Origin of the sequence: Naasia sp. SYSU D00057 (assembly GCF_017916505.1) — a bacterium.
Lineage (GTDB): Bacteria > Actinomycetota > Actinomycetes > Actinomycetales > Microbacteriaceae > Naasia.
The window spans coordinates 187,563-204,194 of sequence record NZ_JAFMSZ010000002.1 but is presented as its reverse complement, the minus strand read 5'-3'; the positions used below and the strand labels follow the sequence as shown (position 1 = coordinate 204,194).

The 16,632-nt window shown below is 70.4% G+C and carries 11 protein-coding genes; 9 read left to right on the top strand and 2 right to left on the bottom strand.

The genetic code is table 11. The features are described 5' to 3' along the window. Window positions 1-292 precede the first annotated feature (292 nt). The 7 genes from J3P36_RS08190 (at window position 293) to add (ending at window position 9,228) form a co-directional block, all read left to right on the top strand. Entirely contained in the window at window positions 293-2,800 is a 2,508-nt protein-coding gene (locus J3P36_RS08190; protein WP_210507049.1) for a ribonucleoside-diphosphate reductase subunit alpha, read from the top strand. A gap of 225 nt (window positions 2,801-3,025) precedes the next feature. Further along, window positions 3,026-4,015 (top strand): ribonucleotide-diphosphate reductase subunit beta, encoded by a 990-nt coding sequence (locus J3P36_RS08185; RefSeq protein WP_210507047.1) that lies wholly within the window; start codon window positions 3,026-3,028, stop codon window positions 4,013-4,015. A gap of 179 nt (window positions 4,016-4,194) precedes the next feature. After that, window positions 4,195-5,739, top strand: coding sequence for an MDR family MFS transporter (locus tag J3P36_RS08180; RefSeq protein WP_210507045.1), 1,545 nt, complete (start codon window positions 4,195-4,197; stop codon window positions 5,737-5,739). Window positions 5,740-5,775: 36 nt separating this feature from the next. Then, window positions 5,776-6,285, top strand: a complete 510-nt coding sequence (locus J3P36_RS08175) for a DUF1697 domain-containing protein (protein ID WP_307807003.1) — start codon at window positions 5,776-5,778, stop codon at window positions 6,283-6,285. Between the two features lie 136 nt (window positions 6,286-6,421). Beyond that, a complete protein-coding gene (locus tag J3P36_RS08170; RefSeq protein ID WP_307807002.1) occupies window positions 6,422-7,429 on the top strand; it encodes a nucleoside hydrolase in 1,008 nt (335 codons plus the stop codon). 52 nt (window positions 7,430-7,481) lie between these two features. Further along, window positions 7,482-8,252 (top strand): nucleoside phosphorylase, encoded by a 771-nt coding sequence (locus J3P36_RS08165; protein WP_210507041.1) that lies wholly within the window; start codon window positions 7,482-7,484, stop codon window positions 8,250-8,252. A 1-nt stretch (window position 8,253) separates the two neighbouring features. Further along, window positions 8,254-9,228, top strand: coding sequence for an adenosine deaminase (gene add, locus J3P36_RS08160; RefSeq protein WP_210507039.1), 975 nt, complete (start codon window positions 8,254-8,256; stop codon window positions 9,226-9,228). On the opposite strand, the gene J3P36_RS08155 is transcribed toward add, so the two are convergent. Further along, the gene (locus J3P36_RS08155) at window positions 9,225-10,016 is read right to left on the bottom strand and encodes a GntR family transcriptional regulator (protein WP_210507037.1); all 792 of its coding nucleotides are present in this window, start codon (window positions 10,014-10,016) and stop codon (window positions 9,225-9,227) included. The two genes, add and J3P36_RS08155, sit on opposite strands and share 4 nt — an antisense overlap. Before the next feature lie 146 nt (window positions 10,017-10,162). On the opposite strand from J3P36_RS08155, the gene J3P36_RS08150 reads away from it, so the two are divergent. Together J3P36_RS08150 and J3P36_RS08145 are read left to right on the top strand one after the other, a co-directional pair. After that, window positions 10,163-11,269, top strand: a complete 1,107-nt coding sequence (locus tag J3P36_RS08150; protein WP_210507035.1) for a BMP family protein — start codon at window positions 10,163-10,165, stop codon at window positions 11,267-11,269. Between the two features lie 70 nt (window positions 11,270-11,339). Next, complete coding sequence (locus J3P36_RS08145) at window positions 11,340-12,572, top strand: MFS transporter (RefSeq protein WP_210507033.1); 1,233 nt, start codon at window positions 11,340-11,342, stop codon at window positions 12,570-12,572. Between the two features lie 115 nt (window positions 12,573-12,687). On the opposite strand, the gene hrpA is transcribed toward J3P36_RS08145, so the two are convergent. Beyond that, window positions 12,688-16,533, bottom strand: a complete 3,846-nt coding sequence (gene hrpA / locus J3P36_RS08140; RefSeq protein WP_210507031.1) for an ATP-dependent RNA helicase HrpA — start codon at window positions 16,531-16,533, stop codon at window positions 12,688-12,690. Between the last annotated feature and the right edge of the window lie 99 nt (window positions 16,534-16,632).

The window sequence follows — 16,632 nt, the reverse complement described above, 5'->3', positions numbered from 1 at the left end:
GCACAACGTGTGCACGACACGCCGCAATATCTAGGGTTGCCGCCATGCTCCACGCCCCATATATAGTGATTCCCGGCCGGCTCGCCGCACGGATTCCAGGTCTTCGGGTGGCTCTGGAATCCCAGGCGGACGGCTGTTCGGAATCGTTCTCCGGACCCCGGCCTTCGGGTGGCCCGGGGTCCGGAGACGAGCCAGTTCTCGTCCCGCCGAACCGGCGGGACGCTTGGGGGGAATCGCGACTCCGTACAGGAGCCGCTCGTGGTCGCAGCGCGACCGGACTGTGGGAGGCATCGTGTCGATAACCGTCGTCAAGCGCAATGGGGAGCGGGAGCCCTACGACGCGAACAAGATCAACCTCGCGATCGAGCACGCCAGTGCCGGTCTCGACGAGAACATCACGTGGGTCACCCAGATCGCGTCCGAGCTCGAGCTCACCCTGTTCGACGGGATCACCACCCAGCAGCTGGACGAGGCGGTCATCCAGGTCGCGCTCCAGAACGTCAAGGACGACCCGGCGTTCGACACCGTCGCCGCCCGCCTGCTGCTGAAGACCATCTACAAGCGCGTGCTCGGCGACTACACGACCGCCGAGGAGCTGAAGTCGCTGCACGCCTCCGGCTTCCGTCCCTACATCGAGCGCGGCGTCGCCGAGGACCTCCTCGACGACCGCCTCGCCACGCACTTCGACCTCGACCGCCTCGCCGCGGCCATCGACCCGGCCGGCGACGAGCAGCTCAAGTACATCGGCGTCGTGACGCTGAACAACCGCTACGGCATCAAGGCCCGCAACAACGATCCGCTCGAGGTCCCCCAGTACTTCTGGATGCGCATCGCGATGGGTCTCTCGCTGAACGAGCAGGACGCCACGTCGACCGCCATCGCCTTCTACCGCAAGATGTCGACGCTCGACTACCTCGCGGCCGGTTCCACGCTCGTCAACGCGGGCACCAAGTACCCGCAGCTCTCCAACTGCTTCGTCATGGAGATGCAGGACGACATCGAGCACATCGCGAAGACCACGCGCGACGTCATGTGGCTCACCAAGGGCACCGGCGGCATCGGCCTCTCGGTCACGAAGCTCCGGGCGCAGGGCTCGCCGATCCGGTCGAACAACACGACCTCGACCGGCCCGATCCCGTTCATGCACACGATCGACTCGATCCTCCGCGCGGTCAGCCGCGGCGGCAAGAAGTTCGGCGCCCTCTGCTTCTACATGGAGAACTGGCACCTCGACTTCCCCGAGTTCCTCGACCTGCGCCAGAACTCCGGCGACCCGTACCGCCGCACCCGCACCGCGAACACCGCCGTCTGGATCTCCGACGAGTTCATGAAGCGCGTGCAGAACGACGAGGACTGGTACCTCTTCGACCCGCTGGAGGTCGCCGACCTCAACGAGCTGTACGGGAAGGAGTTCTCCGCCCGCTACGCGCACTACGTCGCCGAGGCGGACGCCGGCCGGCTGCGCATGTTCAAGCGCATCAAGGCGCGCGAGCAGTTCAAGGCGATCCTCATCGCCCTCCAGACCACCAGCCACCCCTGGCTGACCTGGAAGGACACGATCAACAACCGCGCCCTCAACAACAACACGGGCACGATCCACCTGTCGAACCTCTGCACCGAGATCTGCCTCCCGCAGGACCGTGACAACGTGTCCGTCTGCAACCTGGCGTCGATCAACCTGTCCCGCCACCTGCACGACCAGGGCGACGGCACGCTCGGCTTCGACTGGGCCCAGGTCGAGGAGAGCGCCCGCCTCGCGGTGCGCCAGCTCGACAACCTCATCGACATCACGCTCTCGAGCGTCGACGAGGCCGACTTCTCGAACCAGCAGAACCGCGCGATCGGCCTCGGCGTCATGGGCTTCACCGACGTCGTCGAGAAGCTCGGCTTCTCGTACGAGAGCGAGGAGGCCTACGACCTGATCGACGAGATCATGGAGCACGTCTCCTACGCGGCGATCGACGAGTCGGCCGACCTGGCCCAGAGCCGCGGCGCCTACACCAACTTCGCCGGCTCGCGCTGGTCGCAGGGCCTCGTGCCGCTCGACTCGATCGCCCTCACCGAGGCCGACCGCGGCGTGCCGATCAAGGTGAACCGCAAGACCCGCCTCGACTGGGACGCGCTCCGCGAGAAGGTCAAGGGCGGCATGCGCAACGCGACGCTCATGGCCATCGCGCCGACCGCGTCGATCGGCCTCGTCGCGGGCACCACGCCCGGCCTCGACCCGCAGTTCTCGCAGATCTTCAGCCGCGCGACGTCCTCGGGCAAGTTCCTCGAGGTGAACCGCAACCTGGTCGCCGACCTGCAGAAGCGCGGCCTCTGGGAGAAGGTGCGCGTGTCGATCCTGCGCAGCCAGGGCGACATCCAGAACATCGCCGAGATCCCGGACGAGGTGAAGGCGACCTACAAGACGAGCTTCCAGCTCTCGCCGTACGCCTTCCTCGAGGTCGCGGCGCGTGCCCAGAAGTGGATCGACCAGGCCATCAGCCGCAACATGTACCTCGAGACGCGCGACGTCGGCGAGATGATGGACATCTACTACGCGGCCTGGGAGCGCGGCGTGAAGACGACGTACTACCTGCACATGAAGCCGCGGCACACCGCCGAGCAGTCGACGGTGCGCGTCAACAAGTCGGAGGGCATCGGCGAGGGCCAGAAGCGCGGCTTCGGCGCCGCGCAGCCGGTCAGCCCGGAGAAGGCGACCGCCGTGTCGGCCGTCCCGGACGCCGAGCCGGCCGTCCCGGCCCCGGCCCGCCGCGGCTTCGGCTTCGGCGGCCTCGCCCCGAAGGCGGACAGCTGATGAGCGAGTTCGGCACCGACACCGTCTTCACGGCCGCGGGCGAGACCTACTTCGTCCCGATGGACCCGATGGACCTCCTCATGTGCGACTCCTGCCAGTAGGCGCACGAAACCTCCCTCAGCAGAACTAAATCGCCGACGGAACGCGTTAACTCCTTCGGCTGCGGAATCGGGCGGTGCGGCACCTGCCCCGCCCGATTCCAACCGATACAGACAAGGACACGACATGAGCATCCTCGGCACAGGCATTCAGGAAGGCCTCCTGCTGAAGCCCGTCCGGTACAAGTGGGCGATGGACCTGTACGAGCAGGCCGTGGCGAACACGTGGTTCCCGAACGAGATCCAGCTCGGCGAGGACATCGCCGACTTCAAGCGGATGACGGACGAGGAGCGCCACGCGATCACGTTCCTCATGTCCTACTTCAACCCGAGCGAGCTGCTCGTCAACAAGGCGCTCGCGTTCGGCGTCTACCCCTACATCAACGCTCCGGAGGCGCACCTCTACCTCGCGAAGCAGATGTGGGAGGAGGCGAACCACTGCATGTCGTTCGAGTACGTCCTCGAGACGTTCCCGATCGACCGTGACGAGGCCTACAACTCCCACGTCGAGGTGCCCTCGATGGCTCGCAAGGAGGAGTTCGAGGTCGGCTTCATCCGCCGCATGACGGAGCAGCAGCTCGACATCACGACGACGGCCGGCAAGAAGGACTTCGTCCGCAACCTGGTCGCGTACAACATCATCCTCGAGGGCATCTGGTTCTACTCGGGCTTCATGGTGGCGCTGTCGTTCCGCCAGCGGAACCTGCTGCGCAACTTCGGCTCGCTCGTCGACTGGATCGTCCGCGACGAGAGCCTGCACCTCAAGTTCGGCATCAACCTGATCCTCACGGTGCTCGACGAGAACCCGGACCTGCAGACGGCCGAGTTCGCGGCGGAGATCAAGAAGATGATCACCGACGCCGTCGAGATGGAGGAGCAGTACAACCACGACCTGCTCCCGAACGGCATCCTCGGCCTCAACGCCAACTACATCAACCAGTACGTGAAGTACCTCGCGGACCGGCGCCTCGAAGAGCTCGGCTTCGAGCCCGAGTACAACGTCTCGAACCCGGCGAAGTGGATGGCGACGGCGAACGACACGCTGCAGCTCGTCAACTTCTTCGAGTCCACGAACACCTCGTACGAGGTCAACGCGCAGGCGACCGCGCGCTCCTGAACCGCCCGTCGGCCCGGGCTGAAATCGCATCGCCCGGGCCGACCTGGGCATAACGTGCGAACCGCGTGCGTTGTCCGAGGTACCCGATAGAGTCCTCTCGCATGTGGACGCTGTCCACTTCGTTCGCGCTTCCACTGCCGTAGGCGCCATCCCAGCTCACCCCTTCCGGGAGGTCTCCTATGACACGCGCCGACATCAGCGAGGGCACTCCGCCCTCCACCCCCGAGGTAGCGGAGGCGTCTCCCGTCGCGGCGGGCCGTCCCGCCGCTGCCGAGGCGGGCTCCTCCGACGGCTCGTCCAAGCTGCCGCGACACCACCGCAAGGTCATCGCGGTGCTCATGGTGTCCGCGTTCACCGTCATCCTCAACGAGACGGTGATGAGCGTCGCGATCCCGGTGCTGCAGGAGGACTTCAACGTCACGCCGAGCGTCGGCCAGTGGCTCACGACCGTCTTCATGCTGACGATGGCCGTCGTCATCCCGATCACGGGGTACCTCATCCAGCGCGTCCGCACGCGCACGCTGTTCGTCACGGCGATGAGCCTCTTCGCGATCGGCACGCTGGCGGCCGCACTGGCGCCGTCCTTCGTGGTGCTGCTGGCGGGACGCGTGATCCAGGCGTCCGGCACGGCGATCATGATGCCGCTGCTCATGACCACCGTCATGACGCTCGTGCCGGTGGCGCGTCGCGGCATGATGATGGGCAACATCTCGATCGTCATCTCGGTCGCGCCGGCACTCGGGCCCACCGTGTCCGGCTTCATCCTCGAGCACTGGGGCTGGCGCTGGATCTTCGGGGTCGTGCTCCCGATCGCGCTCGTCACGCTCGCGCTCGGCGCGAAGTGGATGGTCAGCGTGTCCGAGACCTCCCGCACCCGCATGGACGTGATCTCCGTGCCGCTCGCCGCCCTCGGCTTCGGCGGCCTGGTCTACGGCCTCGCCAGCATCGGCGAGTCCGCGGAGGGCGGCGCCGCGATCCCGGTCTGGGTCCTCTTCACCGTCGGCGGGGTGTTCCTCGCGCTGTTCCTCGCCCGGCAGCTTCAGCTGCAGCGGAAGGAGCGCGCGCTGCTCGACCTGCGCGTGTTCGCGTCGCCGATCTTCTCCGTCTCGATGGTGTCGATGCTGATCGCGACCATGACGATGTTCGGCGCGTTCATCCTGCTGCCCTTCTTCGCCCAGCGCGCGCTCGGATTGGGTCCGCTGGAGACGGGTCTGATCACCCTGCCCGGCGGCCTGCTGCAGGGCATCGCGAGCCCGTTCATCGGCCGCATCTACGACCGCAGCGGCCCCAAGCTGCTCCTCATCCCCGGCGCCATCCTCATCAGCGGCGCGATGTGGCTGCTCACCACGGTGAGCCTCGACACCCCGTTCTGGATCCTCGTCGTCGTCAACATCGCGATGAGCGTCGGCCTCGCGGCGACGTTCACCCCGCTGATGACCTCCGGCCTCGGGTCGGTGCGCCCGCACCTGTACTCACACGGCAGCGCCGTGCTCAGCACCTTCCAGCAGGTGGCCGCGGCCGCCGGAACGGCCCTGTTCGTCACCGTCATGGCGGTCGGCGCGGCGGCGGCCGGTGGCGACGTGTCGAGCGACCCGTCGGCCACCGTCGCCGGCGTGCGCGCCGCGTTCACCGTGGCGGGCTTCATGTCCCTCGGCCTGATCGTGGCGGTCCTGTTCGTGAAGAAGCCCGCCGACGCGCCGCGCGGGAGCTTCGCCGGTCACTGAGTTCGGCGACGGCGGAAGGGCAGCGACGTGAGATGCGTGGCGCTGCTGCGCGGCGTGAACGTCGGGGGCGTCAAGGTCCCCATGGCCGAGCTCCGTGCCCTCCTCGAGGGCGCGGAGTTCGGCGCCGTGGCGACCGTCCTCGCGAGCGGCAACGTGCTGTTCGACACCGACGACGATCCGGCGTCGGTCGCTCCGCGGCTCGAGCAGCTGGTCGGGGAGCGGTTCGGCTACTCGGCGCGCATCCTGGTGCTGCCGCTCGCGGAGGTCGAGCGGGTGGCGGCCGCGTATCCGTTCGACCGCTTCGACGACCAGCACGCCTATGTCGTGTTCACCGACGGGCCCCGGACCGCTTCCGCTCTCGCCTCCGCGGCCGCCGACCTGCCGCCCGGGGACGAGGTGCGCGCGGACGGCGCCGTCCTCTACTGGTCGGTCGCCAAGGGCAGCACCCTGGACAGCCCCTTCGGCAAGCTCCTCGGCAAGCGTCGCGCCGAGTTCACGACCACGCGCAACCTCCGCACCCTCGCGAAGATCCTCGCCGCCGGCTGACCGCCGCCGCAATTCCGGATCCGGGCCAGTTCGGCAGATCCGGGCCACCTAGGCGGCCCGGATCTGCCGAACTGGCCCGCCGGCTCGGCGGCGCTGGAGGTTGGTCGGCCGGGGAGCGGTCGTAAGGTGGAGAGGTATGACGTCATACGACGGCCTCGGGAGGCTCGTCGAGGAAAGGCACCTCATGACCGCCGCGGCCGAGAAGCGTCCGATCTACCTGGATTGCGACACCGGAATCGACGACTCGCTCGCGCTGGCCTATCTCCTCGCGTCGCCCGACGTCGAGCTCGTGGGCGTGGGGACCGTGAGCGGCAACACGAGCGCTGCGCAGGCCGCCCGCAACTCGCTGGCACTGCTCGAACTGGCCGGCCGCAGCGACGTGCCCGTGGCGGTTGGAGCGCACGACCCGCTGCGCGGGCGCTTCGACGGAGGAGTGCCCCACATCCACGGGCACAACGGCATCGGCGGCGTCGAGGTGCCGGAAGCCTCCCGCCGTCCCGAGGAGGGCACAGCGGCCGAGCTGCTCCTCCGGCTGTCCCGCGAGTACGAGGGGGCGCTGGAGGTCGTCGCGGTCGGGCCGCAGACGAACCTCGCACGCGCCCTCGCTCTCGACCCGGCCCTGGCGGGCCGAGTGGCGGCCGTCACGGCCATGGGCGGCGCTGCGCTCGCACCCGGCAACGTCACGGCGGTGGCCGAGGCGAACATCTGGAACGATCCCGAGGCGGCTCAGATCGTGATCGAGGCCGGCTGGAAGGTGACGCTCGTCCCGCTGGACATCACGCTCGAGAACACGCTCGACGAGGGCGACCGGGCTCGGCTCCTCGCTTCTCCCGTGCCGCTCGCGCGCGCTCTCGGGCAGATGCTCGACCACTACTTCGAGTTCTACCTCCCGCTCTACGGCGTGCGCAGCTGCCCGCTGCACGACCCGATGGCGGCTGCGGTCGCGGCGCGTGGGGTCGTGCCGACTCGGGCCCCGGCCGTGGCCGTCGAGGTCGACACGACGGATGGCCCCGGCCGAGGGCAGACGATCGCGGACCTCCGTGGCCAGCGCAGGGGAGCGCTCGACCAAGAGGGCGCGACCGTCCGCGTGGTGCTCGAGATCGATCGCCCCCTTGGTCCCCACCTCGTCGACCTGCTCGTCTGATCCAATCGTCGGGCCTGCGGTATAACATCGGACCACAAGCGAGGAGGCCTGGATGAGCACTGCAGCCGTCGACAAGGATGCCGTGGGGATCGGCGAGAGGCAGTACCACATCGGCATCGCGCCCGGCGAGGTGTCCACCGTCGCCCTGCTGCCCGGGGATCCCTTCCGGGTGCCCCTCATCGCCGAATACCTCACCGACGTGAAGACGGTCGCACACCAGCGCGAGCACATGACCATGACCGGCCTGTACAAGGGCAGGCGGATCACAGCCACCTCGACCGGGATGGGATGCCCGTCCACGGCCATCGCGGTCGAAGAGCTCATCCGCGTCGGTGTCACCTCCTTCATCCGCGTCGGGTCGTCCGCTGGGCTCCAGGCCGGCGTGAAGCCGGGTGACCTCCTCGTCAGCGAGGGCACCCTCCGCAACGACGGCACCACCGCGGCCTACGCGCACCCCGGCTACCCGGCAGTGCCGGATCTCGCCATCGCGATGTCGCTGGCGGAGACCGCACGAGAGCTCGCCGCAGGCACCGACACCGCGGTGCACTCGGGGCTCAACGTGAGCGACGACGCCTTCTACGCGGAGGGACCGGAGTGGATCGCGCAGCTCAACAGGCTCGGCATCCTCAACGTCGAGATGGAGAGCTCGGCCCTGTACGTGGTCTCCCGGCTGCGCGGCGTGCGAGCCGGAATGATCTGCGCCGCGTCGAGCAACCTCTTCGACGGCACGAGCCTCTACTCGGGAGTCAAGGAGCGACTGGCGGCCGGGTGGCGGATGAGCATCGAAGCGGCGCTCGAGACCGCCGTCCGCCTGGAGCTCTAGCGTGCTCGTCGATCTGCACAGCCATCTCGAGGGGCGGGTTCGCCCGGAGACGGCGGCCGAGCTCGCACGGGCAGCGGGCATCGCGGATCCGGCCGGCGGATGGGGGCAGGCGATCCGACTCGACGCGCCCGCGGACCTGACGGTCTACCTCCGCAAGGTGGCCTCCACCTACCCCCTGTTCCACTCCCGCGACGCCATCGCCCGCATCGCCCGGGAGGCCGTCGAGGACGCCGCAGCAGCGGGGTTGGACTACCTGGAGCTGCGGTTCGGCCCGGTCACGCATGCGCGGGCGGGGCTGCGCGTCGAGGACGTGATCGCGGCCGTGGCGGAGGGGATGACCGACGGCTCGAGGGCCACCGGCATGCCCTCCGGGGCGGTGGTCGCCGCCCTGCGACACCACGACGCGGATGTGAACGTGGCGCTGGCGCGCAGCGCCGCCTCGTTCGCGGGGCGCGGGGTCGTCGGCTTCGACCTCGCTGGCGACGAGCTGCTCTATCCGGCGCTGGAGCCGCATCAGCCCGCCTTCGCGATCGCGCGCGCGGCGGGGCTCGGCATCACCTGCCATGCGGCGGAGGCCGGGCCTGCCCTCGCGGCGCGCCAGGCGGCGGAGCTGCTCGGCGCCACGCGGATCGGGCACGGTGCGCACATCCTCGACGATCCGCAGGTGCTCGCGTGGGCGGCCGAATCGGGGATCGTCGTCGAGGTGTGCCCGACGTCGAACTGGTACACCGGTGCGATCGCGGACGTCCGCGACCACCCCGCTCCCGACTTCCGGGATGCCGGTGTGCGGCTGGTGCTCGGTGACGACAACCCGATGCAGACCGGGTCGGACCTTCGTGGTGAACGGGAGGTCCTCACCGGCACGCTCGGCTGGACCGAGGCGGACCTCGCGGAGCTCGACCGCGTCAGCATCGCGGCCGCGTTCCTCGAGCCCGGCACGCGGGAAGCTCTCACGCGCGCCCTGGAGCGGACCTAGCTCGGGATCGACTGGCGCACCGACAGGTGGCCGACGGTCGAGGAGACGGCGCACTTGGCGAGATAGGCGGGCCTGCCGTCGATGAGCGCGGTCTGCGTGAGCAGCAGCAGGGGCGCGTCGGCCTCGATCTCGAGGAGCTCGGCCCGCGTCGGTCCAGCGACGCTCGCCGCGATCTCGCACACGCCCGCCGAGAAGATCTGCCCGGCACGGCGGGTCAGGGCGCTGAGGAGGGTCGAGTCCTCGCCGGCCGCGGAGGGCAGGAGCCGGTCGAGCGTCTCGCTCACCGCGGGCAGAGCTGGGCCGGCCGGCAGATACTCCTGCACGATCGCCACGGGGTCGCCGTCCCGCAGGACGATGGACTCGCGGAACCAGATCTCGGCGTCCGCATCCAGGGCGAGGTGGGTGGTGGCGAAGTCGGTGCCGGGCTGCCGCTCGAGGCCGCCGCCGCGCACGCGGATGTCGGCGGTCGGATCGGCGAGGACGTCGTCGAGTGCGCGGAGCTCCTCAAGTCCGACCCGGGGGATCGCGTCCGCGACGAACCGGCCGACTCCGCGCTTGGTCACGATGAGCCCGTCCTCCTGGAGGAGCATGAGCGCCTCGCGGACGACGGTTCTGCTCACGCCGAGGGCGACACCGAGCTCGGTCTCGCGGGGGAGGGCGGTGCTCGAGGGGAAGACCCCTTCCCGGATGCCGTCGGCGATGCGCGAGTAGACCGCGACGCGGAGGGGGACTCCGGGGGACGTGAGGAGCGGCGTCGTCAGGTAGTCGGACGCGGTGGTGGTGCTCACGGAACCCCTTCGATCGTCGGGCGCGATCATCCTACGGCGACTGCCGGACGCGCCCGCGCCGCCTGCTTGCTCCGCCTCAGAAGGAGGTATAACTTCATACCACCAACGCGGGTGCTGGTCATCCCTCGAATATCACGGAGAACGACATGAGACGAAGCACCACCGCGCGGTCGCTGGCCGGCCTCGCGATCGCAGCCACCGTCATCGCGATCAGCGCGTGCGCCTCTGCGCCCGAGGAGACCGAGGGGGGCGGGGCAGCGGCCGGAGGTGACTACATCCCCTGTGCGGTCTCCGATCTGACCGGCTTCAAGGACAAGTCCTTCAATGAGCTCACCTTCGCCGGCCTCACCGAGGCGGCCGACGAGCTCGGCCTGGAGCCGAAGTCGGCGGAGTCCAACTCCGAGGATCAGTACGCCGGGAACATCGACGGGATGGTCGACCAGGGCTGCAACCTGATCGTGACGGTCGGCTTCGCGCTCGCCACCGCGACCCGCGACGCCGCGGCCAACAACCCCGACGTCGACTTCGCCCTCATCGACTCGACCCTCACGGACGATGACTTCAACCCGATCGAGGCCGACAATGTGAAGCCGGTCCTCTTCGACACCGCGCAGGCGGCGTTCCTCGCCGGCTATGCGGCAGCGGGCGCCTCGAAGACCGGCGTGGTCGGCACCTACGGCGGCATGCCCTTCCCGTCCGTCACGATCTTCATGGACGGGTTCGTGGACGGCGTCGCGCACTACAACTCGGTGCACGACACCGAGGTGAGGGTGATCGGCTGGGACAAGGCCAAGCAGGACGGGCTGTTCGTCGGCAGCTTCGACGACCAGGGGCAGGCCAAGGTGCTGAGTGAGGGACTGCTGGACCAGGGTGTCGACGTGCTGATGCCCGTCGCCGGCACGCTGTTCAAGGCGTCGGCCGAGGCGGTCAAGGAGCGCGGGCTCGACGGTGCCATCATCGGCGTGAACGACGACGCCTACGTGAGCGCGCCGGAGTACAAAGCGTTTTACCTCACGTCCGTGCTGAAGAACCTCACCAGCGCGACCAAGGAGGTGACGATGGCGGCCGCGAACGGGGAGTTCGACAACGAGCCCTACGTGGGCACCCTCGAGAACGACGGCGTCGGCATCGCCCCGCTGCACGACTGGGAGTCGAAGGTCGCTCCCGAACTCGTCGAGGAGCTCGAGGCGCTCACCGCCGACATCGTCGCGGGGGAGATCACCGTCGACTCACCCTCGGCGCCTCAGCAGTAGCAGCACATCAGGACCGGCCCGGCGGACGTCGTCCGCGGGGCCGGTCCTTCGTCGTGCAGAAGGAGAAGCCATGACAGGCGACGTGCCGGCAGTCCCGATGCCCGCTCGGATCACGCCGTTCCGTCTCTTCGCGGGTCTCGCCCGCTGGGACTACTACCCGATCGCGTTCCTCGGCCGTCTTCCCTTCGCGATGACGACCGTCGGCGTGCTCGCACTCGTGGTGGGGGTCCGCGGCTCCGTGGCGGAGGCCGGGCTCGCGTCTGCGGCGGCGGGCGTTGCCACGGCGGTCTCCGGTCCCCTGCTCGGCCGCGAGGCGGACCGGCGGGGCCAGCGCGGCGTCCTCCTCGCCTGCAGCGCGGTCACGGTAGTGGCTCTCGTGCTGCTGCTGGCCCTCGTCTACAGTTCCGCGCCGGTGGGCGCCGTCGCGCTCGCCGCACTGCTGCTCGGCGGCGCGGTGCCGCAGGTCGGCCCCTTCTCCCGATCACGGATGGCGCGGTATGCCTCGATCGTGCCGGGCGGCGAGAGCCGGCGAGCCATGTCGCTCGTCATGAGCTACGAGTCCATCGCCGACGAGGCGTCGTTCGTCCTCGGCCCCGTTCTCGTGGGGGTGCTCGCCACCCTGGGTGGGGCGTGGGCGCCCTTCGCGGTGGCGGCCGTGCTCGCCGCGATCTTCCCGGTCGCGTTCGCCCTCCATCCGTCGGGTGCCTTCGAGCCGCACGCGGCGATGCCCGGCGCCGCCCCACGCGGCTCGGTGCTGTCGGTGCGGGTCCTCCTACTGGTCCCGGCGATGGCGCTCGTGGGCGGGGTGTTCGGCGCAACTCTGACCGGCTTGACGGGCTTCCTGGGGGATCGCGGGGCTGAGTCGCAGACGGGCACCGTCTACGGGGCGATGAGCGTCGGCTCGATCCTCGTCGCATTCGGCGTCGCCGCCCTGCCGCAGCGTTTCGCGCTGCCCGGGCGCTGGCTCGCGTTCGGCGGTGTCGCCATCGCCGGGCTCTCCGCGCTCACCCTCGCCGGTGGGGTGGGTACGGCGGTGCTCTCCCTGTTCCTCGCGGGCTGCGGGGTCGGCGCCGTCCTCGTCACCCTCTTCAGCCTCGGTACCGCTGCGGCGCCGCACGGGCGAACCACGATGGTGGTCACGATGCTCCAGAGCGCCCTGACCGTCGGCCAGGCGCTCGTCATCGCCGGTGCGGGAGCCGCGGTCGAGGCGGGCGGTCCCACCGCCGGATTCCTGCTGGCGCTCGGCTGCGCGGCCCTGGTCACGCTCCTCGCGGTCGCCTACCTCATCCGCTTCCGCCGCTGACCGGCTCCTCGCGGGCCGACGCGCGCGATCCAAGCCTGGGCCGATTCGGCAGATCCGGGCCACCTAGGCGGCCCGGATCAGCCGGACCGGCCCGTCGGCTCGGCGAGCCGCCCGCTCAGCCGGCGAGGGCCTTCGTGATGCGCTGCAGGGACACCGGGCCGGAGGCGCCGAGCTGCTGGGCGAAGAGGCTGAGGCGCAGCTCTTCCAGCATCCAGCGGACCTCGGCGAGCTTCGGCTCCGCGTCCGGGCGCAGGGGCAGGGTGCCGCCCGCCGCCAGGTAGCGCTCGGTGGCCGTCTGCACCTCGTTGAGCCAGACCCGGTCGCGCCCCGGGTTCTCGCGGAGCTTCGCGATCCGGGCCGGGATGCCGTCGAGGTACACGGGAACCCGGCGCAGCCGCTCGACGCCCGTCACCGCGACGAAGCCGGGGTGCACGAGCGCGTCGAGCTGTGCGCGCGCGTCGGTGAGCGCGGGCAGCAGCGCGAGGCTCGTCGCCGACCGGATCGCCGCGTCCGCCGCACGTGCGGCCGTGAGGGTGCGGGCCGCGAGGGCGACCGTGGCGAAGAGGTCGTCGACCACATGGGCGGAGACGTCCGCGCGGACCGCCTCGAACTCGGCGCGCGTCCAGAGGAGTCCCTCGGATGCTCTCGACCGGAGGCGTCCCTCGATCACCGCGAGGAGCGCATCGTCGAACAGGGCGCGGGCGTTCGCGTAGGGACTGGTCGCGAGTGCCACCTTCTCGGCCCCGGTGAGGTGCTCGTTGAGGTAGGAGACGGGCGACGGGGTCGCGAGCTGCAGCAGCCGGAGCACGCCGCGCCGGTGGGCGACCGCCTGCTCCGCCGCCGTGCCGAACAGCCGGATGTCGACCGTCTCGCCCCGGTCGACGAGCGCCGGATAGGCGTGAACGCGGCTGCCGCCGCGGCGCAGGTCGAGCTCGCGCGGCAGCCCATCGAGGTCCCAGGAGGTGAGGCCGGTCCGCTCGATGCTCGGCGCGGGGGAGTCGTCGCGGCGGGCCTTGGCGTCGAACAGCTTCGACACCGACTCCCGCGCCCGGTCCGCGTGCCGCCGCTGCAGCTCGGCGAGGTCCTTCGACAGCCCCAGCCGGCGGCCCCGGTCATCGACGACCGCGAACGACATCCGCAGGTGGGGCGGAAGGCGCTCGACGTCGAAGTCGTCGGCGCCGACCGCGGTGCCGTTCGCGCGGCGGATGGCGGTCGCGAGTGCGGCCGTCAGCGGATCGCCGTCAGGCGACGACGGCAGGTCGGCGACAAGCCGCGCCGCCCACTCCGCCGCGGGCACCACGGTGCGCCGGATCGCCTTCGGCAGGGTGCGGATCAGCGCGGTGACGAGCTCCTCGCGGAGCCCCGGCACCTGCCAGTCGAAGCCCGCCGGCTCGAGCCGCGGCAGGAGCGGCAGCGGCACCTCGACCGTGACGCCGTCGTCGACCGCGCCGGGCTCGAAGCGGTAGCGGAGCGAGAGGCGCTGGTCGCCGGTGCGCCAGGTGGTGGGGAACCCCTGCGCGTCGGGCTTCTCCTCGTCCTCCTCGAGGAGGTCGGCGCGGGTCATCGTGAGCAGCGCAGGCGCCTCTTTCCGAGCGTCCGCCCACCAGGCCGTGAAGGCACGCACGGTCGCGACGTCGGCGGGAACGCGGGCGTCGTAGAACTCGTAGATCGCCTCGTCGCCGGAGAGGATATCGCGGCGGCGGGTGCGCTCCTCGACCTCGCCGAGCTCCCGCAGCAGCTTGGCGTTGCGCCGCTCGAACTCGAACCCGGGGTCCTTCGACCGGTCGAGGTGGGGCGGCCACTCCTGCTCGACGAGCGCGTGCCGGAGGAAGAGCTCGCGCGCGGCGACCGGATCCACCCGCGCCCACTGCACCTTGCGGCGGACCACCAGCGGGACCCCGAACAGGGTCACCGTCTCGAAGCCCACGGCGGCGCCCTGCCGCGCCTCCCAGTGCGGCTCCGCGTGGTTCCGCTTGGCGAGGTCGCCGGCGAGGCGCTCGGCCCAGGCGGGGTCGATCGCGGCGACGGTGCGGGCGAAGAGCCGCGAGGTCTCGACGAGCTCCGCGGCCATCACGGCTGCCGGGGGCTTCTTGGCGAGCGGACTCCCCGGGAAGATCGCGAACTTCACGCCTCGCGCGCCGAGGAACTCCGCGCTGCGGCGGCGCTTGTCCCGATCCTTCTCCTTGCCGACGCCGCCGCCCTTGGCCGCGCTGCGCTGATCCAGAACCCCGATCTGGGACAGCAGGCCGGAGAGCAGGGAGCGGGCGATGCCGTCCGGATCGACCTTCGGCTCGCCGGCACGGATGCCGATGCGGCGGGCGAGGCGGTCGAGCTGGCGGTAGACGTCCTGCCATTCGCGGACGCGGAGATAGTTGAGGAACTCGGCCTTGCACAGGCGGCGGAACGCGCTCGAGGAGAGCTCCCGCTGCCGCTCCTCGAGGTGGTTCCAGAGGTTCAGGATCGAGAGGAAGTCGCTCGTCGGGTCGGCGAACCGGGCGTGCGACTGGTCCGCCTGCTCGCGCTTCTCGAGCGGCCGCTCCCGCGGATCCTGGATGCTCAGCCCCGCGACGATGGCGAGCACCTCGCGGACGACGCCGTTGCGCTTCGACTCGAGCACCATGCGGCCGAATCGCGGGTCGATGGGCAGCCGCGCGAGGTCGCGGCCGGTGCGGCTGAGCCGCCCGTCCCCGGTGAGGGCGCCGAGCTCGCGCAGCAGCTCGAACCCGTCGCGCACGCCCCGCTTGTCGGGCGGCTGGAGGAACGGGAAGTCCTCGATCTCCCCGAGGTCGAGGTCGAGCATCTGCAGGATGACCGCGGACAGGCCGGTGCGGAGGATCTCGGGATCGGTGAACTCGGGGCGCTTCTCGAAGTCCTCCTCCGAGTAGAGCCGGATGGCGATGCCCTCGCTGGTGCGGCCCGCGCGGCCCGAGCGCTGGTTCGCGGACGCCTGCGAGATCGGCTCGATTGGCAGGCGCTGCACCTTCGAGCGCGCGCCGTAGCGGGAGATGCGGGCGGTGCCGCCGTCGACGACGTACTTGATGCCCGGCACGGTGATGCTCGTCTCGGCGACGTTCGTCGCGAGCACGATGCGGCGCCGGATGCCGGGGGCGCGCCGGGTGTCGAACACGCGGTGCTGTTCAGTGGCGGAGAGGCGGCCGTAGAGCGGCAGCACCTCGGTGCCGGGAAGGTTGCGCGCCCGGATGGCGTCCTCGGCGTCGCGGATCTCGTTCTCGCCGGAGAGGAACACGAGCACGTCGCCGGGCGGCTCGCCGGCCAGCTCGTCGAGGGCGGCGACGATGCCGTCGAAGAGGTCGCGGTCCTCGCGCGAGCCGCCGTCCTCCGCGTCGTCCGCCACGAGCGGGCGGTAGCGGATCTCGACGGGGTAGGTGCGGCCGGACACCTCGAGCACCGGCGCGGGCTCGCCGTCGGCCGCGGCGAAGTGGCGCGCGAAGCTCTCCGGATCGATGGTCGCCGAGGTGACGATCACCTTGAGGTCGGGGCGCTGGGGCAGCAGCCGGGTGAGGTAGCCGAGCAGGAAGTCGATCGTGAGGCTTCGCTCGTGGGCCTCGTCGATGATGATCGTGTCGTAGCGGCTGAGCATCCCGTCGTGGCTGAGCTCGTTCAGCAGGATGCCGTCCGTCATCAGCTTGATGCGCGTGTCGGCGCTCGCTCTGTCCGTGAAGCGCACCTGGTAGCCGACGAGCCCGCCCAGCTCGACACCGAGCTCCTCGGCGATGCGCTCCGCGATGGTGCGGGCCGCGATGCGCCGGGGCTGTGTGTGCCCGATCGACTGCCGGCCGAGCTCGAGGCAGATCTTCGGCAGCTGCGTGGTCTTGCCGGAGCCGGTGGCACCCGCGAGCACGATGACCTGGTGGTCCCGGATGGCGGCCGCGATCTCGTCCTTCGCCGCCGAGACCGGCAGCTCGGCGGGGTAGACGATGGCAGGGGCGTCGAGGGACATGAGCCCTCCATCGTAAGTCGCCGCCGATCAGCGGAAGGACGGCAGCGACCCCGTCCCTTCGGCAGCACGGCGTCCCTCTCGCAGCAGCCGGGGGTCCGT